Consider the following 18,355-nt stretch of genomic DNA (forward strand, 5'->3'; position numbering starts at 1 on the left):
TATAGGGGTAGAATTATGACTACCCCTATTTTGTAACTTTTTTGAAATTTTGTCCTAATTGAAATTCAATTCTAAGTAATAAATTAATTTATATATCGGCAGAGAATTTTAAATGAATAATGTTTTCACACTGAAAGAGCAATTCTTAAAAGAAAAAAGTGAATTGTTCAGTAATACGGAATTATTAAAAAATCCTTTTAAGTTTTGCGTTACATTCAGTCTAATGGTTGAAAGATATGTTCAGCTCGTTCTAAAAGGCAAAAGACTTAAATGTGCAGTTGCTGCAGTAGGGAGTTTTTCGCGAAGAGAACTATCTCCTTATTCTGATATAGATATAATGTTTATTTATTCTAAGGTGGATGGAAACGAAGATGTAATAAAAGAATGTGTAACTGAGCTTTGGGATTGTGGAATTGAAGTTTCACATACTGTGAGAGAATATAAAGACATTAAAAAGTTTTTAAAAGAAGACCTTCATGCATTTACACAGTTTTTTGAAACGAGATATATAATTGGTAGTCGGCAAATTTATGACGCATGGATTGGAAAAGTTTTATCTGCATTGAATAACAAGTACAAAAAAGAATTAATAGAAAAATTTTTTAATGATATAAATGCAAGGTATACCAAGTACGGCGATTCTGCAAAAGTTCTTGAGCCAAACGTAAAATTTACTGCTGGCGGATTAAGAGACCTTCAAATTGTCGAATGGATATATTCATTAAAAAACGATATTCTTTTATCTGAGCAGAGCGAAATTACTCAGACCGAAGTTTTTTTGAATCTCGTCAAAAAAAATAAAATAATTCTGCCGCGAGCTGCAGCAAGACTTTACGAAAGCTACAAATTAATTCTTGCAACAAGAAATTTTTTACATCTTTTATCGGGTCATAAAAATGACCGTTTGGAATTTAGCTCTCAAGAGAAAATTGCAAGATTTTTTGACTATGGAGAGAATACATGGCATTCTTATATGAAAAAATACTTCGAGGCGGCAAATGTAATTAAACGGTTTAACCGCACAATGATGAAGAGGTTTGAGGAAGAAATTACTAATCCTATTTCTGATATGCTCTCAATTGATCTTGATGAAGATTTTGTTCTTAAAGGAAATAATCTTACCAAAATCCGTAAAACCCCGCTTACATTTTCTTCTATTATGCGGGCATTTTATTATTATTGTTTGTACGACGCTCAGTTTGACGAACAGCTGCGTTCAGAAATAATTGAAGCTGTTTTCGACCATGAAGAAACTCAAAATCTGGAAATGCATTCATCTGTTTTTTTTCGAGAAATTCTAAAACTGCCAAAAAATGTAGGGAAAACTTTATACGTAATGAATGAACTTGGTGTTTTGGGAATATTCCTACCAGAGTTTAAGGATCTTATTGGGTTTTTTCAGCCGGGCGTTTATCATTGTTATACTGCAGACGAACACACTTTAATTGCTCTAAATAATTTAGAAAAGCTGATAAATGAAGAGTCCTTTTTAGGGAAGCTTTTTGCTAGTACAAAAAATAAGGATGTTCTGTATTTGGCAGTCCTTTTTCATGATATAGCTAAACCGATAAGCATTTCCGGACACGAAATAATTGGGGCTGAAGTTGCTAATTCTGTTATGGAACGACTTGGCTATGATCAAAATGAAATAACACTAGTTCAATTTTTAGTGCGGCATCACCTTACTATGGAACAAGTAGCCTTTAGAAGAAACCTTAATGATTCAACTACGCTCGATAATTTTGTTAAAATTTTCCCTTCATTAGAAGCACTTGACCTTTTGTATCTTTTAACTTATGCAGATTTATCGGCAGTTTCACCTGTTGTATGGACTCAATGGAAAGGAGATTTATTGTACGAACTTTATAGTAAAACAAAAAGAATGCTGGTTGAAAGAATTTCCGGTGAAGAACTTCTTTCGTACACTACTCAAGAAATCTTACGCGAAACAAAAGCATATTCCGAAGAATCCTTTAGACAACACATAGACCAAATTGATGATATTGGATATTTACAAAATTTCTCTCAAGATGAAATTAACCAACATATAGAGGAAATCGAAAAAGGTTCACCCGTCTCTGTGTTTTTTAAAGAAGTAGCAGGATTTACAAATGTAACTGTTATTACAAAAGATTCAGCCTCGCTGCTTTCTCGACTTTGTGGTGCACTTTCAATTAATGACCTTAATATTCACGATGCAAAAATTTTTACTAGAAAAGATGGGATAGTAATAGATAGCTTTAATGTAACAGATTTTAGAACAGGTGGTGTAATTGATGAAGCAAAATATCCTAAAATAATTTCCGACCTCAATCTTGCAGTTGAAAATGAACTTCAAATCACTAAGGAGTTTAGTAAAATTAAATCTAAATGGTGGCGAATTGAAAATAAATTATTCAAGCGTAAAGGCAAAGTTAAAATTGAATTTGAAAAACACGATAAGTACACAATTATTGATGTGTATTCACCCGATAGACTTGGTCTTCTTTATCAAGTTACTAAAAAAATGAATGAACTTGGCCTTTCAATTTATTTTGCAAAAATAGCTACCAAAGCCGATGATGTAGTAGATGCATTTTATGTACTTGACCATAATAGAAAAAAAATTTCCACTAACAATTACCAATTAATTACTGTAGAATTAACCCAAACTATCGAAGAAATGCTATAGGTGAAAACTTGAACTTCATGAACAAATCAAATCCAATAGGCTTTTTTGACTCTGGTATTGGTGGACTTACTGTTGTAAAAGCTGTTACTAAACTTCTGCCAAATGAAAATATAGTTTACTTTGGCGATACTGCTAGAGTGCCTTACGGCGGTAAGTCTAACAATACTGTAATTGAATACGCTTTGCAAGCAGCTAATTTTTTATTAAGAAAGAATATTAAACTACTTGTTGTTGCTTGTAATACAGTCTCTTCAGTTGCGTTGAAAGAACTTAAAAGGTTTTTAACTATTCCAGTAATTGGAATGATTGAACCGGGTTCGAAAATGGCTTTAAGCGAATCTAAAAATGGTATTGTTGGTGTAATTGGTACTGTGTCAACAATTAATAATAAGGCTTATTCCAAAGAACTGAAAAGACTTAATCCAAAAGTTAAAGTCATTGAAAAAGCATGCCCGTTGTTTGTGCCCCTTGCCGAAGAAGGATGGCTTAATCATAAGGCAACAGAACTTATTGCAAAGGAATACTTGACAGAATTGAAAGAAAAAGAAATCGATAGTTTGATTTTGGGCTGTACTCATTACCCAATTTTGCATGACGTGATTCAAAAGGTAATGGGTAAATCTGTAAAGCTTGTTGATTCGGGTACACCTGCAGCAAAATTGGTTGAAGAATATCTCAACGGCCGCGGCTTGCGAAATGATTCAAACAAAATAGGCTATAAAGAATTTTATGTGAGTGATATCCCTGCTAAGTTCAAAGAAATTGCCAACCGTTTTTTAGGCAGTAAAATTAATAATATTCATAAAGTTGAACTCGAAGAATTGACAAACGAACTTTAGACACAAGTAATTGATAAAATGATGTTAAACGTTTTATAATAGCTTATAAAATTTAGGGATAAGAAAATTAACAGGAGAATTCGTCAACCGTTGAACTAAATTTTTTGGCATACAGCATCAATGTCTGGTATGTAGTTTATATAGAGAAATTCCACAAATCGTCTTTGCATCCACAATTTCACCATTTTTGATTTTTTCATTTATTTCTTCAAGAGATAATTCCACAACTTCCATTTCTTCTTCTCCTTCTTCACGAGCATGCTGACCAGATACTAAATCTTCCGCTAAAAATATATGCAGAACCTCTGAACAAAAACCAGGCGAAGTATATATTTTGCCAAGCCTGGTAATTTTGTTTGCAGAATATCCTGTCTCTTCACTTAGTTCTCTTGCGGCACAAATTTCTGGGTCTTCATTCTTATTTAATTTTCCGGCGGGTAACTCTAACAAAACTTCTTTAAAAGGATAACGAAATTGAGTAACCATAACAATTTTGCCATACGATTTAACTGGTACAGTAACAGCTCCCCCTGGATGAACTGCTACTTGTCGTGGCGCAATATTTCCACTACCATTATATTTAATTTCATCTACTACTACTTTAAAAACTTTCCCTTCAAAAACAGTTTTGCTTTTAATAACTTTAAAATTCACTATGTTCTCTGTTTATTTATTATTAGCAAGATTACCAAATTACCAAGATCGAAAATAAAATATTTTTAGGTAAAAAATTATACTTGATTTGATAAGTAACTTTCTAATCCCATTTGTTCAATTTGTGCACGTTGAGCTTCAGCCCAATCAACATGACCCTCTTCCATTTTTAAAATTTTTGTTAACAACTCTGCAGTCGATTCATCGCTAACTTCTCTTGCTAAAGCAATACCTTTGTTGTATGCCTTGATAGCATCTTGTTCAGCAGCCTTATCATTATAAATAAAATCCGGAACTGACTTCCCAATTTTCATTTCTTTTAATTTGTTTACTATTGGATTTCCTTCGAGAAATAAAATTCTTTGAATCAACCATTCTGCGTGATGCATTTCATCGATTGCCTGTTTTTTAATTGCTTCGTGGAGTTTGCTGTAGCCCCAATTATCACATATTTCGGAATGAACCATGTACTGACTGATGGCTGTTAATTCGTCGGCTAACAATTCATTTAATACTCCAATTAATTTTGAATCACCTTTCATTTGAACCTCAGTTTAATTGCAAAAAACTAACAAATTATAAACAAATATAATGAAAAAGAACCGCTTCTACACCTTAAAAAGTGTAATCAAATAAGAGACTTAACAGCAAATTTTAACTATGGATTGTTGAACTAAAACCTCTGAAAAATTCAATGTGCAATTGCAGATGCCTTTGAGTCTAGACTTAAACTTTCGTCAGAATGACGAATAATTCCATCTTATGCATGTATTTTATTCTTGCTCTTTCTACTTCGATTATCTTTGCTGTTAATATCTCTTAGATTAACTGTTATTTTAATTAATAAGGTAATAAGGTTAATTCATACTGATATCTCGCTTGTTACTAAGGTTCATTGCTTCCTTATTATTACTTTTTACGACTAAGGTTCACTTACCACTAAATGATGAACTCTCATAACTCATGTTCCCAACAGTGTTTTTCCCGCCCGCAAAGTTTTATATTCTTGTTATGTTAATTTATTTATCCTCCCTACGAAGTGTGGTCATCCACCACTCTACGAATTGGAATCCACTACTTCCGATGAGAATTAACCACTTCGTGGAAATTCGCCGCTTCGTGGGTGGGTGGTGAATTCTCAATATATCCTGTACTTTTCTTTACTACCTTAGTAACCTAAACAAAGAAAAAGAAACCAAACCTTATTAGCTTATTGAAAAATAACCATGCTTACAGTAGGCAAGCGATAAAAACAATAATAGTTATTTTTTGAAACCTCTAAAAAATTATACATATCTTAAAAGCTTTTTAATAAATAACATTGCAGGAAAGTAAACAAACTGGAGAAAAAGATGCAGACGAATAAGGCTAACAATGAAGAATTGAACATAACATATCGATTTTTAACTTCTCACGAGTAATTTTCAATTACATTATTTAATTCCATTTTTTTTTGCAAATGCACTTTTATATAAGTAATTGCTTGTTGTACAAGAATTACTTACTTTTTTAACGTAGTATTTGCACGATTACGGTTGATTACGGCAAGATAGAGAGTGAAAAAGACAGAGATAGACGGAGTAAAATATGAAAGCGTTAATATTAATGGCGCTTTTGCTAAATATGCCCATTCAACAAGACTCTCCCAAAATAGATGTAATTAAAATTGATGGTGCAATTAATCCTGTTATAGCAAGTTTTATTCACGATACACTTGAAAAAGCAAAACAAGAAAAAACTGAATGTCTATTAATTCAACTTAACACACCGGGTGGACTGCTAAAATCTACGCGAATAATAGTTAGTGATTTTCTTACATCTAATATCCCAATTGTTGTATATGTATATCCGTCAGGTTCACAAGCTGCATCAGCTGGGACAATTATTACACTCGCTGCCAATATAGCGGTAATGGCACCCGGCACTAATATTGGTGCGGTTCACCCTGTTGTTATGAGTGAGGGGAATGAAGCAAACAAAAAGGACAGCACTAATATAATGATGGAAAAAGTCACAAATGACGCAGCAGCTTTTATAAGAAGTATTGCAGAGAAACGTCATAGAAATGTTGAATGGGCTGAAAAGTCTGTAAGAGAAAGTTTGTCATTGACAGAGACCGAAGCACTAAAGGAAAAAGTTATTGATTTTATAGCAAGGGATTTAAATGAACTTATTTTTAAAATCAATGGAATAGAGGTTGAAACAGCAAGTGGCTTGAAAACTATTCATTCGAAGAATGCTAAACTTAATTTTATCGAAATGAACGCATTTCAAAAGTTTCTTGATATAATCAGTGACCCAAGTATAGCTTACATTCTTATGATGCTTGGCGTGTATGGTTTAATTTTTGAGTTAAGTAATCCTGGTTCAATTCTTCCCGGTATTGTTGGGGTTATTTCACTAATACTTGCATTTTACTCTTTACACACTCTGCCAATAAATTATGCTGGATTAGCATTAATAATTTTTGGAATAATTCTTTTCATTGCAGAGATAAAAGTAGTAAGTCACGGTTTATTAGCGGCGGGTGGAATTATATCTTTTTTAATCGGCTCTCTGATGTTCATTAACACTGATACGTCGACAGAATTTCTTAGCATTTCATTAACTGTTATAATTACAATTACAATCTTAACTGCTCTTTTTTTTGTTTTTGCAGTTGGTAAAGGTATTACAGCTCAACGAAGAAAACCAACAACAGGCAGTGAAGGTATGATAGGTGAAAAGGGAGTAGCATTAACTAATTTCAATTCTTTTTCTTCAGGAAAGGTATTAGTCCACGGTGAAATATGGGATGCTAACAGCGCTGATTCCGAGATTAAAGAGGGCGATAATATTGAAGTAAAAGCAGTGAAAGGGTTAAAATTGATTATAAAAAAAGTGGATTAACAATTTTAACAAGCCTATAGTTTTATTTAATAAATATGAATATTATAGGAGAATTTACAATGGGAGCCGAGAATATAACAGTTACGTTCATAATTGTTTTTTTTGTAATATTAATTTTAGCCAGTGCCATAAGAATTTTACGTGAATACGAGAGAGCTGTAATTTTTAGACTGGGCAGATTAATTCCTACAAAAGGTCCGGGACTTATTTTTTTAATTCCAATTGTAGATAGAATGGTTAGAGTAAGTCTTCGAGTTGTAACTTTGGATGTTCCACCGCAAGATGTAATAACTAAGGATAATGTTTCTATTAAGGTTAATGCAGTAGTCTACTTCAGGGTAATCGACGCAGCTAAAGCAGTAGTAGAGGTAGAAAATTTCCTTTTTGCTACTTCGCAATTAGCACAAACAACTTTAAGGAATATATTGGGTCAGTCTGAACTTGACGAATTATTGTCCGAGCGGGAAAAGATTAACAAGCATCTCCAGGAAACAATAGATACACACACAGCGCCGTGGGGAATAAAAGTTTCACTTGTAGAAGTTAAAAATGTAGATTTGCCGGTAGAAATGCAGCGTGCTATAGCTCGTCAAGCAGAAGCAGAAAGAGAACGCCGTGCTAAGGTAATTCATGCAGAAGGTGAATACCAAGCCTCTCAACGGTTGGCAGATGCATCGAATATTATAAGTTCTTCACCGTATGCGCTTCAGTTAAGATTTTTACAAACACTTACTGAAGTGGCAGCAGAAAAAAATTCAACTACTATATTCCCTGTGCCTATTGACCTTTTTAAGCCATTTTTAGATTTGATGGAAAAAAGTAAGAAGGAGAAATAAATTTGTAAAATATTTTTGCAGAAACTATTTCTGCTCCAGGAATAGTGATATTAGAATTCTTTCTAATGGGGCAACTTATTCCAACTTCATGGTTAATCATGTTTCTGTGCATCCCGCAAAACACCCCCATTAATTTGTTCCATTTGTTCAACAGTTAGTTCTTTCATAAGAACCTCCATTAAATTAATGACTAAACCAAGTTGATTAACGTCCCGAGGCAAGGACTTTTATTTAGTGTCGTTCTTCCATTATTATTTATGGACTGATTAGTTAGTTTTTAACTTCAAAATAGAACCTAGTTCGCCTTAAAATATAATTCATAAAAGTACTTGAACTGATAGTAATGGAGAAATACAAATAATAAATCTTTCTTTCCCTTAATCAGTCCTAATTGGGATAATCTGAGATAATCCACAATAGGTCTGTAAATGAGTATATAAGCCAAAAGATTAATGACAAATAAATTTGGAGAATTTATTTGTGCTAGCCATATCAGTATACCTATTGGTAGAACTATCTGTAGATAGTAAGATAAAAGCTTCATAATTAACCTCTATCAGTTATAAATTGTGTAATGTACAATCAGCAGCAATTACAGCAGCGGTCCATGGTATAAATGCAGTTTCTAAAAAAAGAGCGACTGATATCCAGCCGTGATTTGAATAAGCATCTTGAATGCAAGACATTACGGCGCTACCGCTGAGTCCGCCATTTATTTCTTCCATCTGTTCAACAGTTAGTTCTTTCATTTTGAATTCTTAACAAATTATTTATTGAAGAAAAAGTTATTTTTCTTTCTATTTTGTTTGTTGTTAAATAAGTTTAAATCCAGTTGAAAACACCATTTCGGTTATTTGTATTATTTTTATCAATCATTTTTACAAATAATTCTTCCAGAGGAAGAGAAGTTATATCCGATGATTCAATTGAGAATTGCTTTTTGAAATTTTCGATAGTCCCTTGAAATTGATTTTTTCCTTGATGAATAACTACAATTTCGTCACAGATATCTTCAACTGTACCTAACTCATGTGAACTAAAAAAAATTGTACCACCATTCTCTACAAAAGATCGAAACAGTTTTTTCGTTTTATAAGCTGAGATAGGATCTAGTCCCTCTAATGGTTCATCTAATACTAGCAATTTAGGACGGGGCAGAATTGCTGCAGCAAGAGAAATTTTTTTTATCATCCCTTTTGAGTAAGTTTTTATTAGTTCTTTTGCTTGGGCAGTCAATTCAAAGAACTCAAGCAGTTCATTTATTCTATTTTTTGAAATATCTTCGCTCATTTCAAACATTATAGAAACAAATTCAAGGAACTCTTGACCTGTTAAGTATTCAAGGTAAGCAGGTTTTTCTAAGACAAAGCCAATACTTTTCTTATAAGCCCAGTCACCTTTTCTTATTTGTTCTTCAAAGATTTTTACATTACCAAAGTCTGGAAGTAATAATCCAGAAATAATATTAATTGATGTAGTTTTCCCAGCACCATTTACGCCAATAAAACCTGTCAGTTTTCCTTGTTTAACAGTTATATTTAATCTATTTAATGCTGTTATATTTTTTTTATATGTCTTAGTAACATTAATAAATTCTATAGCATTCATAAAAATTTTCCTATTATTATTTCAAAGCGGTTCTCTACTATTTTTTTGTACATCGGTATAATTATCTTAAAATATATTATATCAATGGCTAAAATCAGTAATAAATACCAATAACTGATTCTGTCGATAACTGAGGTAACAATATAATATATTATGCTGCCCAATATGAATAAAAAAACCCCGCTTATAACATCTAGCTCTGTTGTCTTAAGAAAATAAAAAAGTAGAAGAAAATAGACAGCAATAAATAAAATGGATAGAAAAATTAAACCGATAAACGAATTTATTATTTTAATGTTTGTAAAATTGCCATAAATGCATAATATAATAAATGATATGCCAATAGACATAACTAAATATTTCACTGAGACATAAACCAATAAATCATTAAGCGAACTTAAATAGTTAACTAAAAATGATAATGTTAACCCCTTGTTAATAACAGCTAAACTCCATAACGGTATAAATAAAATCATCATAATAAACAATGATTCAGAATTGTCTTTTATCAAAAGCGGATAAAATATAAACAGCATTAATATAAACAGTTCAGTCAGCGACCCTCGAACTATTGCTTTGATATCTATTTTGATAATTTTAATAAACGATTTCATAGGGTTAAGCTGCCCACTTAAGTAAGTTATTATAAATAAAGTCAACAATAAAGTTATTATATATTACATCTGAACTTCCTATCATAACAGGCAAAAGAATGATAAAAAATATTATCAAGGCTATGTTTTTGATACCGTATTTGTATTTGACATAGTCAAAAAGATAGAAAAGAATTGAGATACACAAAGTCGTTGCAAGGTATATAGCAATAAATACAATAATTATTAATATAACTATGAAAGGTGAGTTAATAAATTTATATATCAGATAACAAATAGGGAGTAAGTAGATAACAACACGGTCATGCACTAAAAAACAAAAATAGACCAACTTTATTTGTCCAATAATTGATAATGGATAAATTTTGAGAGTTGCTTTTGATATAACAGTTTGCAAATTAATAACAGAAAAAATATTACTGAGGTCTCCAAATAAAAACATCATCATGATAAATATAATAAGTTGCTTGGTTAACATTGGTTTGGTAAATTTTATAATATTAAATAGAGTTACCAAAAGTATTGTAATTATTAAGGCATAGAAAACATTAACGAAAGTTAATATGCCTTTACCATAGCGTTTTAATAATAATCGATGAAGATATTTTATTTTCTTGTAGTTCATAAGTACAACAACTCTACCGTTCATGAAAATTTTTAATAAACCGCAGGGGCTACTCTTAAAAATAAGAATAACCCCTTATTAAATAAACAAAAAGATAATGATTTATTAATTATGGCATGTTTCAATTGCAGAAGCTATTCCTGCGCCAGCAATTGCTATAGCAGCGCCCCATCCGATAGGACCACTTAGTCCAACTCCTATAAGAGTTAATCCTGTTGCTAGGCATCCCCAAAAACCTCCCCCATTTATCCGTTCCATCTGCTCAACACTTAGTTCTTTCATTTTGAAACTTAGTTAATGACATCAGCTAATCTGATATTTTGAACCGTTTGAATTTTTTAATTATCTATAACCATGAAAGCATTTTGTCATTTTCATTTTTATCTGTGGTTAAATCTATAAATATCTCTTCAAGTGATTGATATGTTTCTTTTGTAACTTCGTTTTTAATTTTGTTTCGTATATCTTTTGTTTCTGATTGAAAAACAATTTTACCTTTGTTTATAATTGCAACTTCATCACAAAAATCTTCAACTTCTGCCAAGGCATGAGAAGTTATTAAGATAGTTGCTCCTTTCTCTTTCATTCTTTTTAAAATATCTTTCATTTTTTTGCGTGAGATCGGATCGACGCTTTCAAATGGTTCGTCTAAGAATATGATACTGGGTTTGTGTAAAATTGCTGCAATAAATGCTACTTTCTTTTGCATGCCTGCTGAGAATTCAAACAAAAATCTATCCTTTTCTTTAAAAATTTCTAAACTTCTTAACAAAGAATTAATGCGATTTTCAGATTGTTCTTTACTAACATTATATAACCGAGCTACAAAATATAAATATTCCCAGCATCTAAGATAATTTAATAAACCAAGGTCTTGTGAAAGAAGTCCAATTTTACCTTTAATCTTTGTATTATCAATATCCATTTCTTCATTAAGCAATATTACACTGCCTCTATCAGCTTTAATGATACCACTTAATAAATTTATTAAGGTCGTTTTACCAGCTCCATTTGGACCTACTAATCCAAAACAAATTTTTTCTCTCACACTTAGACTTAAATTATCAATGGCATAAATACCATTATAGGTTTTATAAAGCTCTTTAATTATAATTACATAATTATTCATAAATTTTCATTTCACTTTTGACTATATCTTTGATTAATGACTCCCTTCTTTTCAAAAATAGTTGGTTATATGTATTCTCAATAAGATATTTATATGTTTTCATTAAAATAACTGCTAATAAAAATAAAATTATTAAAAGAACTAATTTGTTATTGTTAAACATTATGATACAAAAAGCCAATAAGCCTTCGGCAAATGCAAAAGAAAGCATTATATATAGTTGAGATACAATAGGATTAAATTGCCCTATAATACTCATATAATTTACATTGTAAGGGAAGTATAGTGAAATTATTGTACCCCATATTTTTGTATTACAAAATTGATAAATAAGAATCGGGATGGTAATTATTATAGTAATTTCATCTATAGAAATATTAATTAATGTCCATATAATAATTGGAATTGTCAACAAACTCTCTATTACAATAATAGAAAAATTTTTTTGAAAGATAATATCTTTTGCAGATAAAGGACTTAAAAAATAAATAAAAAGTCCTCTGTCTTCATATGCAAATAAATTACACGATAATGGTGCTAAAATCATTGTTGGTATGCTAATCATAATAATATATTTATAAAAAAAATCAATCTGCAATTGGGAAACTAACCATACACTAATAAAACCTAGTAGAAACCAAAGCTGAATCCTATGATTTCTTAGAGCATAGAAAATATCTTTTACTAAGAATGCATTTTTGCTGGGCAATAAAAATAAAAGTCTACAAAATAATTTTTCATTTTCATTAATTCTGTTATTACTTGGAACAAACAAGTTTGAAAAACTATTTTTCTTAATTACTGTTTGTGGATTTTTTTTAAATGTATGCAAATAAATATAGAAAATAACTATAATTTCGATTAAAAGAATAAACCATTCTAATATAGCAATTAGATAATTACCTAAATTTATATTGTTAATTATCTTCACCATTAAAAATGGTGGATAGGGATAAAACAATTTCGTTATATTTTCAATAATATAAAAATCTGTGTTATTGCTTATTAACAATATAAGTAAGAATATATTTGAGAGTATTATTGTAAATAAAAGAAATAGACCCCAAAATATATTTTTCTGAAACTGCGGTTCTACTGTATTGATCAGTCGTTTTAAAAAACTTGCCAGAGTTATCAAAAAAATTAAAAATGTAACTATGCAAACAATAGAAAACAAAATACTAGTTACACTCGTTATACGTAATGTATATAATACAAAGATATAAAAAGGGACAACAAAAATTGTCCCTATATCGAATAACTGAGTAATTATATCTATTATTACAAAATTAAAAGAATTAATTGGATACCTAAAAATATGATTTACATTTAAAGGATGAGATATATTTATGTTCCCTATTGTAGTAAATATTAACCATCCTGTCATTATTAATATATTTGTTATTTCTGAAATTAATAATCTAAAATTTGAATCAGTACTTTTATATAATTGATTAAAAAGTAAATTAAATAAAGAGATTGAGAATAATAGATTTCCTAGTAAAATTAGACTTATTAAAATTCCAGAAATCAAATATCCAGTGTTTCTTCTATACTTAAACAAATATAGGATTGTCTTTACTTTTATTTCTAAAAAAAGACCTATTTGAAGAAATAACACGTTCATAATATTTTATGAACAATAATTTTTTATTAAAAATAAAAAAATATTACTACTAATATTTGCTCTTTATACTCCCTGTTATAAATTACCACGAATTTTAGATGCTAATTTATAATTCAGTAAAAAGATTTTGTTAATAATTAAACACTAATTGATTATAGATATCTTTTACAACCCAATAGTACAATTTTAATTTTCAGGAACCCTTTTTTATATTATTATATTCTATACATACAATTATCATGATTTTTAATTATATAATACCATACTTAATTTACTAATTAACTTTCTTGCCATACTATTTTTACAATAGTCTAATAAAATCAATTTTTATATTCAATATATAATGATAATTATTATACTCCCCGACTTTTTATGTCGGGGAGAAAAATTAAACAATGTATTGTGAATAGCTTTTATTAGCTATCCCCACTTAGGCATAATGCCATAAAGCTTATGCCAGCAACAATACTAACCATACCTGCACCAATTAACCAACCGCCGACAGCAATTCCTGCCAAATATCCACAAGTTGCAGACTCTGTACCACCATATAACAATGCCATTTTATTACCAGTTAAAGTTTTCATTTTACCTCCTCCTTTTCTATTAATAACAACCATTAACATAACCGAACAATACAGCTCCCATTGCAGCTAATGCATTACCACTACCAATTGCTGCACCAAGTATAATACCTGCAACAAAACAACTGGCGTCCTTAGAAACTCCTGCTTTAATTTTCTGCATTTCTTCTAAAGTTAGTTCTTTCATCTTTACCCTCCATTAATTTAGTTACTGATTATTATGTCCCGCGGCTAAGGACCGTTAATTACTGCCGCTAATCCGATATCCCGGGCTATCGGATTTTTTTAATTCTTCTATAATTCGCTCAAACTTTGTCTCTCCTATTATTTTCGATGTAAGTATTCCTTTTTGATTAAAAAAGTAAAGCGTTGGTGTAGCATTGCTTCCAAAATTTTTATTGTATTCTTCTTTGTTAATTACACCAAAAATTACATTTTTATTTTGCAATAGTGATTTATATTCTTTTATTTGCTCACTATCCAAATAATCTTTATCAGCAGTAATAAAATATACTTCTGTGTTGGTTAGCATATTTATGTTTTTATTTAATAAGTCCAACTCATACTTACAGTGAGAACATTCTTTACTAAAATATATAACGATAATTTTGTTGTACCCATTACTTTTCAAAGTGTTAAGTCCATAAAAAGTTTTTAATTTAATTTCAGGCAGTTTACTGCCAACAGGCAATATTTCCGCTTTTGAACCCTCTACTATAACCCAGATTGTTGCAGTAATAAAAATTACAATAAATAATACAGCCGTTAATTCCTTTTTCATTTTTATCTTTCAAATAGTTCTTTTTGATAAGTATTGTTCTTTAAATAATAAACTCCATACAACATTAAGATATTTTTGATAATTGAAACCAGCGGCGAACTTTCAATTATACTACCGAAACATCCGCAGTTATTGTATCCTTTCAATAAGAAAACAATATTAGTAATAATAAAGATTGTAATCATTCCCGAAACTGAGTAATAGATAAAATTATTTTTAACAAAATCAGCTAAGAATACATATGAGATAATAATTTCGAGTAATATCAATAAACCCAGAAATACTTTAGCATACAGAATTTCAAACCCTATTAAATTTGCAAACAACACTGCTGTAGTTTTATAATCTGTTAATTTCATAATAGCTGAAAAAAGAAATACAATTCCTAAAACATATCTTATGATATTTTGCAATTTCATAATGTCTTTAAAAGTATATTAAACGCTATTGTTAAAACTATTATTCCCGCCCAAACTTCCATCACAACAAGTAAAGAGTCTATTTTATTTATTTTACCAGTTCTGTATAATCCGCGATAAATAATATATCCCCAGATTAATTCGAATATATTTATTCTTTCAAGGAATAAATAAGCAGTATCGCTGTAGTTATTTTTATTTAACAGATTTGTAATTGATAAAGGTATCATCGTCAAAACTTCAGCAGTATATTGATCTCTGGGAAGAAATAACAAATAAAAAAATCTGACCGCATCTGCAGCTAACAAAGCTAAAAACGCAAAGGTCGTAATTCTGAAAATTTCGTTAAATGGTATTTCAATATATCTTATCAAAAATGGTAACTGAATAAGGAATGATACAAAAGCTAAGCGTAGCCAGATAAATAATGGGGTTGCCAAATAGCCCCAAAACTGCATTTTTTCTATTAATTTAATTAAATCATCTATTCTATACTCTTCTATCTGGCTACTATACAAATTATAATACACTTCACGAGTTAGAATAAATTTCTGAAAAGCTATAGATATTAAGAGCGTTAATAGAGTAATTAAAATATACAGCTGCCATGTTTCTATAAAGCGTTCCTTTTTGTTGATGCTTGTAAGAAGAACAGCATCATTCATCTTAATACTCCCTCTTTATTGCTGTACATGCTATCTTTTAATTCCCAAATATTTTTGAAAAGCCCATTTTGAGTAATTAATTCTTGGGGACTGCCTTGCTGTACAACACATCCTTCTGACAAAATATAAACATAATCAGACTTCATAATTGAATGAAGATTATGTGTAATTAATAATACAGCGTTTGTTCTGGCATAATTTTTTAGTGTATCAAAAATTAATTTTTCATATTCAACATCAATCCCACTTAAACCCTCGTCTATTATTAATAAATCCGGTTTATTAAGTAATGCTCTTGTAAGAGATATTATTTGCTGCTCTCCACCTGAAAGTTTCTGTCCATCCTCGCCTACAATAGTTGCCAGCCCATAATCAAAGTTTTTATAAAATGAGGATAACCCCAATTCATCGATAAGATTTTCTAATAAAGAATAATCTTTTATTTTTCTACCTAACAAAATATTTTCGGCAATTGAACCATCAAATATTTTAATAGATTGTGGAACAACTCCGATTCTTCCTCTATATTCATACAGATTGATATTTTTTGCTTCGATATCATCAACATATAATCCGCCTTTACTCAGGTTGTATTTTCTTTGAATCAAATTTACAAGGGTAGTTTTACCTGTGCCGCTTTTTCCCCATAGTGCCGTTATACGCCCTTTCTTTATTTCAATATTAATGTTTGTAAATAAGTCCTTCTTTCCATTCCATGAAAATATTCCATCCTTGATAGATAATTTATAATTGAATCTAAATTTTTCTTCTCCCTGTTTATCTTCTTGTTCAACTAATAAAATATCCATCAACCTTGCTGAAGCTATTGATGCTTCCTGAAGAACTATATTAGCATTCACGAAACGATTGACAGCGGGAATTATATTCGCCAGTAATGAATATGCTGCCATCATTTTACCTAATAGTAAGTTACCATTAATAACCAATATTGCCCCGAGTGATAATAAAATAATAATTATCATGCTGCTAAAAATTTCAGCAAATAAAGACAAATTAGCCTGTGTAAAGCCAAGTGATTTAATTTTTTCTTGAAAATTGTTAAATAAAAATTTGTTTGTATTAGCAAAAGTGCTGCTAGTATTAAAACTTATAATTTCATCAATACCCTTAATACTGTTAATATACATCGATTCTACTGACGCATAACTTTTCATTATTTCATATTGTTCTCTTTTTAACTTCCTTATGCTTGTTAGTAATACAATCAAATAAATTGGAATCAGGATAAGAGAAGTTATTGCAAGTTTTGATGAATAATAAAACATTAATGTAAAAGAAGCTATAATTACTAATAAATCTATAATTGTTACACCTACTATTTGTGTTACAGCATTCTGAATTCTTATTGCATCATGTATTCTTGCTGTTATATCGCCCGTTTTTCGAGAATCAAAAAATTTTTTTGGAAGATTAAATAAATGTTCAATAAAATCAGCGTTAATTTTTGTGTTTACATTTTTATTAAGGATAATCAAAAACCTTTGCCGTAAATAACCTGCTATTGATTTTAATGTAACCACTAAGAGTAAAGATAATGAGGCATATAAAATTTTAGTAAAGTCTTTCTGGGGTATGAATTTATCTATTAATAATTGTATAAATATCGCTGTCAGCAAACCGAGAATTGTATAAATTGTGCCAAGAAATAAGGACTGATAAATCCACGAACTTTCTTTTTTTAGATAAGAAAATATCCAATTATACCAATGTGGTACTTCCTGATTGATTAAATTTCTTTCAGGTCTGAGTAAAATAACCGATTTGCTCTTCCAGATTTCAAGAAAATCATTTTTAGATAACCAATATTTTCCCTTTGCGGGGTCTGCAATAAATATTTTGTTGTCTTTTATTTTATAAACTACGACAAAATGATTTAATCTATTTTCAATTACAACATGAGCAATGCATGGCATTTTCTCTTTCATCAAATCTTCATACTCCCCTGTAGCACCGTAAGCATCAAATCCAATTTTTTTAGCGGCGTTTACTAAGTCCAACATAGTTGAACCATTTATTGTAGTATTAGTGAGCTCACGCATTCTGGGAAGAGATGTATTGCCGCCATAATGTTTTAGAATTGTTAATAACGATGCTGGTCCACAATCGATTTGGTCATACTGTCTTAATAGCGGATATTTTTTAGAGCCTTATGCCCTCAAAAAATGTCATTTAATTACCCTCATGTAAAATAACATTTTTTGCTGCTTAAATGTAATATGGGGGGGGGGGGGTAATTGTCAAGAAAAAAGATCTAAATTAAAAAAATTTTTTTTGCGATAACTTTTTTGTCCTTCGTGTGAAATCTTTTTTGCGCTTATTAAATATTCTTGATTTCCGCTTTCATTAATAATTTTTACTCATAATAACTCATCAGTTCTTGTCCCAGAAATTTT

19 protein-coding genes and 1 pseudogene are annotated in these 18,355 nt (G+C 30.2%); 4 read left to right on the forward strand and 16 right to left on the reverse strand.

Translation table 11 applies throughout. The annotated features are described in order from the left end of the window. The first annotated feature begins 112 nt into the window (after positions 1-112). Together ABRY23_04540 and murI are read left to right on the forward strand one after the other, a co-directional pair. Positions 113-2,671, forward strand: a complete 2,559-nt coding sequence (locus tag ABRY23_04540; GenBank protein ID MFA3782315.1) for an HD domain-containing protein — start codon at positions 113-115, stop codon at positions 2,669-2,671. A 17-nt stretch (positions 2,672-2,688) separates the two neighbouring features. Further along, positions 2,689-3,510, forward strand: a complete 822-nt coding sequence (gene murI, locus ABRY23_04545) for a glutamate racemase (GenBank protein ID MFA3782316.1) — start codon at positions 2,689-2,691, stop codon at positions 3,508-3,510. A gap of 117 nt (positions 3,511-3,627) precedes the next feature. Here murI and ABRY23_04550 read toward each other — a convergent pair whose 3' ends face one another. Further along, the gene (locus tag ABRY23_04550; protein ID MFA3782317.1) at positions 3,628-4,164 is read right to left on the reverse strand and encodes an NUDIX hydrolase; all 537 of its coding nucleotides are present in this window, start codon (positions 4,162-4,164) and stop codon (positions 3,628-3,630) included. Between the two features lie 77 nt (positions 4,165-4,241). Beyond that, the gene (gene bfr / locus ABRY23_04555) at positions 4,242-4,706 is read right to left on the reverse strand and encodes a bacterioferritin (protein MFA3782318.1); all 465 of its coding nucleotides are present in this window, start codon (positions 4,704-4,706) and stop codon (positions 4,242-4,244) included. A gap of 1,045 nt (positions 4,707-5,751) precedes the next feature. Between bfr and ABRY23_04560 the strand changes: the two genes are divergently transcribed. Both ABRY23_04560 and ABRY23_04565 read left to right on the forward strand, forming a co-directional pair. After that, the gene (locus ABRY23_04560) at positions 5,752-7,053 is read left to right on the forward strand and encodes a nodulation protein NfeD (GenBank protein MFA3782319.1); all 1,302 of its coding nucleotides are present in this window, start codon (positions 5,752-5,754) and stop codon (positions 7,051-7,053) included. A 59-nt stretch (positions 7,054-7,112) separates the two neighbouring features. Further along, positions 7,113-7,889, forward strand: coding sequence for a slipin family protein (locus tag ABRY23_04565; GenBank protein ID MFA3782320.1), 777 nt, complete (start codon positions 7,113-7,115; stop codon positions 7,887-7,889). A gap of 560 nt (positions 7,890-8,449) precedes the next feature. On the opposite strand, the gene ABRY23_04570 is transcribed toward ABRY23_04565, so the two are convergent. From ABRY23_04570 to ABRY23_04635, 14 genes and pseudogenes are all read right to left on the reverse strand, one after another. Continuing rightward, positions 8,450-8,638 (reverse strand): hypothetical protein, encoded by a 189-nt coding sequence (locus ABRY23_04570; GenBank protein ID MFA3782321.1) that lies wholly within the window; start codon positions 8,636-8,638, stop codon positions 8,450-8,452. A gap of 73 nt (positions 8,639-8,711) precedes the next feature. Continuing rightward, complete coding sequence (locus ABRY23_04575) at positions 8,712-9,497, reverse strand: ABC transporter ATP-binding protein (protein ID MFA3782322.1); 786 nt, start codon at positions 9,495-9,497, stop codon at positions 8,712-8,714. After that, on the reverse strand, positions 9,494-10,111 hold the full coding sequence (locus ABRY23_04580; protein MFA3782323.1) for a hypothetical protein: 618 nt from the start codon (positions 10,109-10,111) through the stop codon (positions 9,494-9,496). The genes ABRY23_04575 and ABRY23_04580 overlap by 4 nt, the downstream gene beginning before the upstream one ends. A gap of 4 nt (positions 10,112-10,115) precedes the next feature. Next, positions 10,116-10,760 (reverse strand): hypothetical protein, encoded by a 645-nt coding sequence (locus ABRY23_04585; GenBank protein MFA3782324.1) that lies wholly within the window; start codon positions 10,758-10,760, stop codon positions 10,116-10,118. A gap of 81 nt (positions 10,761-10,841) precedes the next feature. After that, complete coding sequence (locus ABRY23_04590) at positions 10,842-11,018, reverse strand: hypothetical protein (GenBank protein MFA3782325.1); 177 nt, start codon at positions 11,016-11,018, stop codon at positions 10,842-10,844. A gap of 64 nt (positions 11,019-11,082) precedes the next feature. Beyond that, the gene (locus ABRY23_04595) at positions 11,083-11,865 is read right to left on the reverse strand and encodes an ABC transporter ATP-binding protein (GenBank protein MFA3782326.1); all 783 of its coding nucleotides are present in this window, start codon (positions 11,863-11,865) and stop codon (positions 11,083-11,085) included. Next, positions 11,858-12,799 carry a hypothetical protein gene (locus ABRY23_04600; GenBank protein ID MFA3782327.1) on the reverse strand — a complete coding sequence of 314 codons (942 nt, stop codon included), beginning with the start codon at positions 12,797-12,799 and terminating at the stop codon, positions 11,858-11,860. Before ABRY23_04600 ends, ABRY23_04595 begins: the two co-directional genes overlap by 8 nt. A gap of 1,109 nt (positions 12,800-13,908) precedes the next feature. Further along, the gene (locus ABRY23_04605) at positions 13,909-14,079 is read right to left on the reverse strand and encodes a hypothetical protein (GenBank protein ID MFA3782328.1); all 171 of its coding nucleotides are present in this window, start codon (positions 14,077-14,079) and stop codon (positions 13,909-13,911) included. A 19-nt stretch (positions 14,080-14,098) separates the two neighbouring features. Continuing rightward, on the reverse strand, positions 14,099-14,263 hold the full coding sequence (locus tag ABRY23_04610) for a hypothetical protein (GenBank protein ID MFA3782329.1): 165 nt from the start codon (positions 14,261-14,263) through the stop codon (positions 14,099-14,101). A 54-nt stretch (positions 14,264-14,317) separates the two neighbouring features. Then, positions 14,318-14,857 carry a redoxin domain-containing protein gene (locus ABRY23_04615; protein MFA3782330.1) on the reverse strand — a complete coding sequence of 180 codons (540 nt, stop codon included), beginning with the start codon at positions 14,855-14,857 and terminating at the stop codon, positions 14,318-14,320. Positions 14,858-14,859: 2 nt separating this feature from the next. Then, positions 14,860-15,276, reverse strand: coding sequence for a MauE/DoxX family redox-associated membrane protein (locus tag ABRY23_04620; protein MFA3782331.1), 417 nt, complete (start codon positions 15,274-15,276; stop codon positions 14,860-14,862). Further along, complete coding sequence (locus tag ABRY23_04625; GenBank protein MFA3782332.1) at positions 15,273-15,941, reverse strand: hypothetical protein; 669 nt, start codon at positions 15,939-15,941, stop codon at positions 15,273-15,275. The genes ABRY23_04620 and ABRY23_04625 overlap by 4 nt, the downstream gene beginning before the upstream one ends. Beyond that, on the reverse strand, positions 15,938-16,855 hold the full coding sequence (locus ABRY23_04630; GenBank protein ID MFA3782333.1) for an ATP-binding cassette domain-containing protein: 918 nt from the start codon (positions 16,853-16,855) through the stop codon (positions 15,938-15,940). Before ABRY23_04630 ends, ABRY23_04625 begins: the two co-directional genes overlap by 4 nt. Beyond that, positions 16,841-18,088, reverse strand: a pseudogene (locus tag ABRY23_04635) (ABC transporter transmembrane domain-containing protein). Before ABRY23_04635 ends, ABRY23_04630 begins: the two are co-directional and overlap by 15 nt. Between the last annotated feature and the right edge of the window lie 267 nt (positions 18,089-18,355).

The organism is Melioribacteraceae bacterium 4301-Me (assembly GCA_041538185.1).
Lineage (GTDB): Bacteria > Bacteroidota > Ignavibacteria > Ignavibacteriales > Melioribacteraceae > Pyranulibacter > Pyranulibacter aquaticus.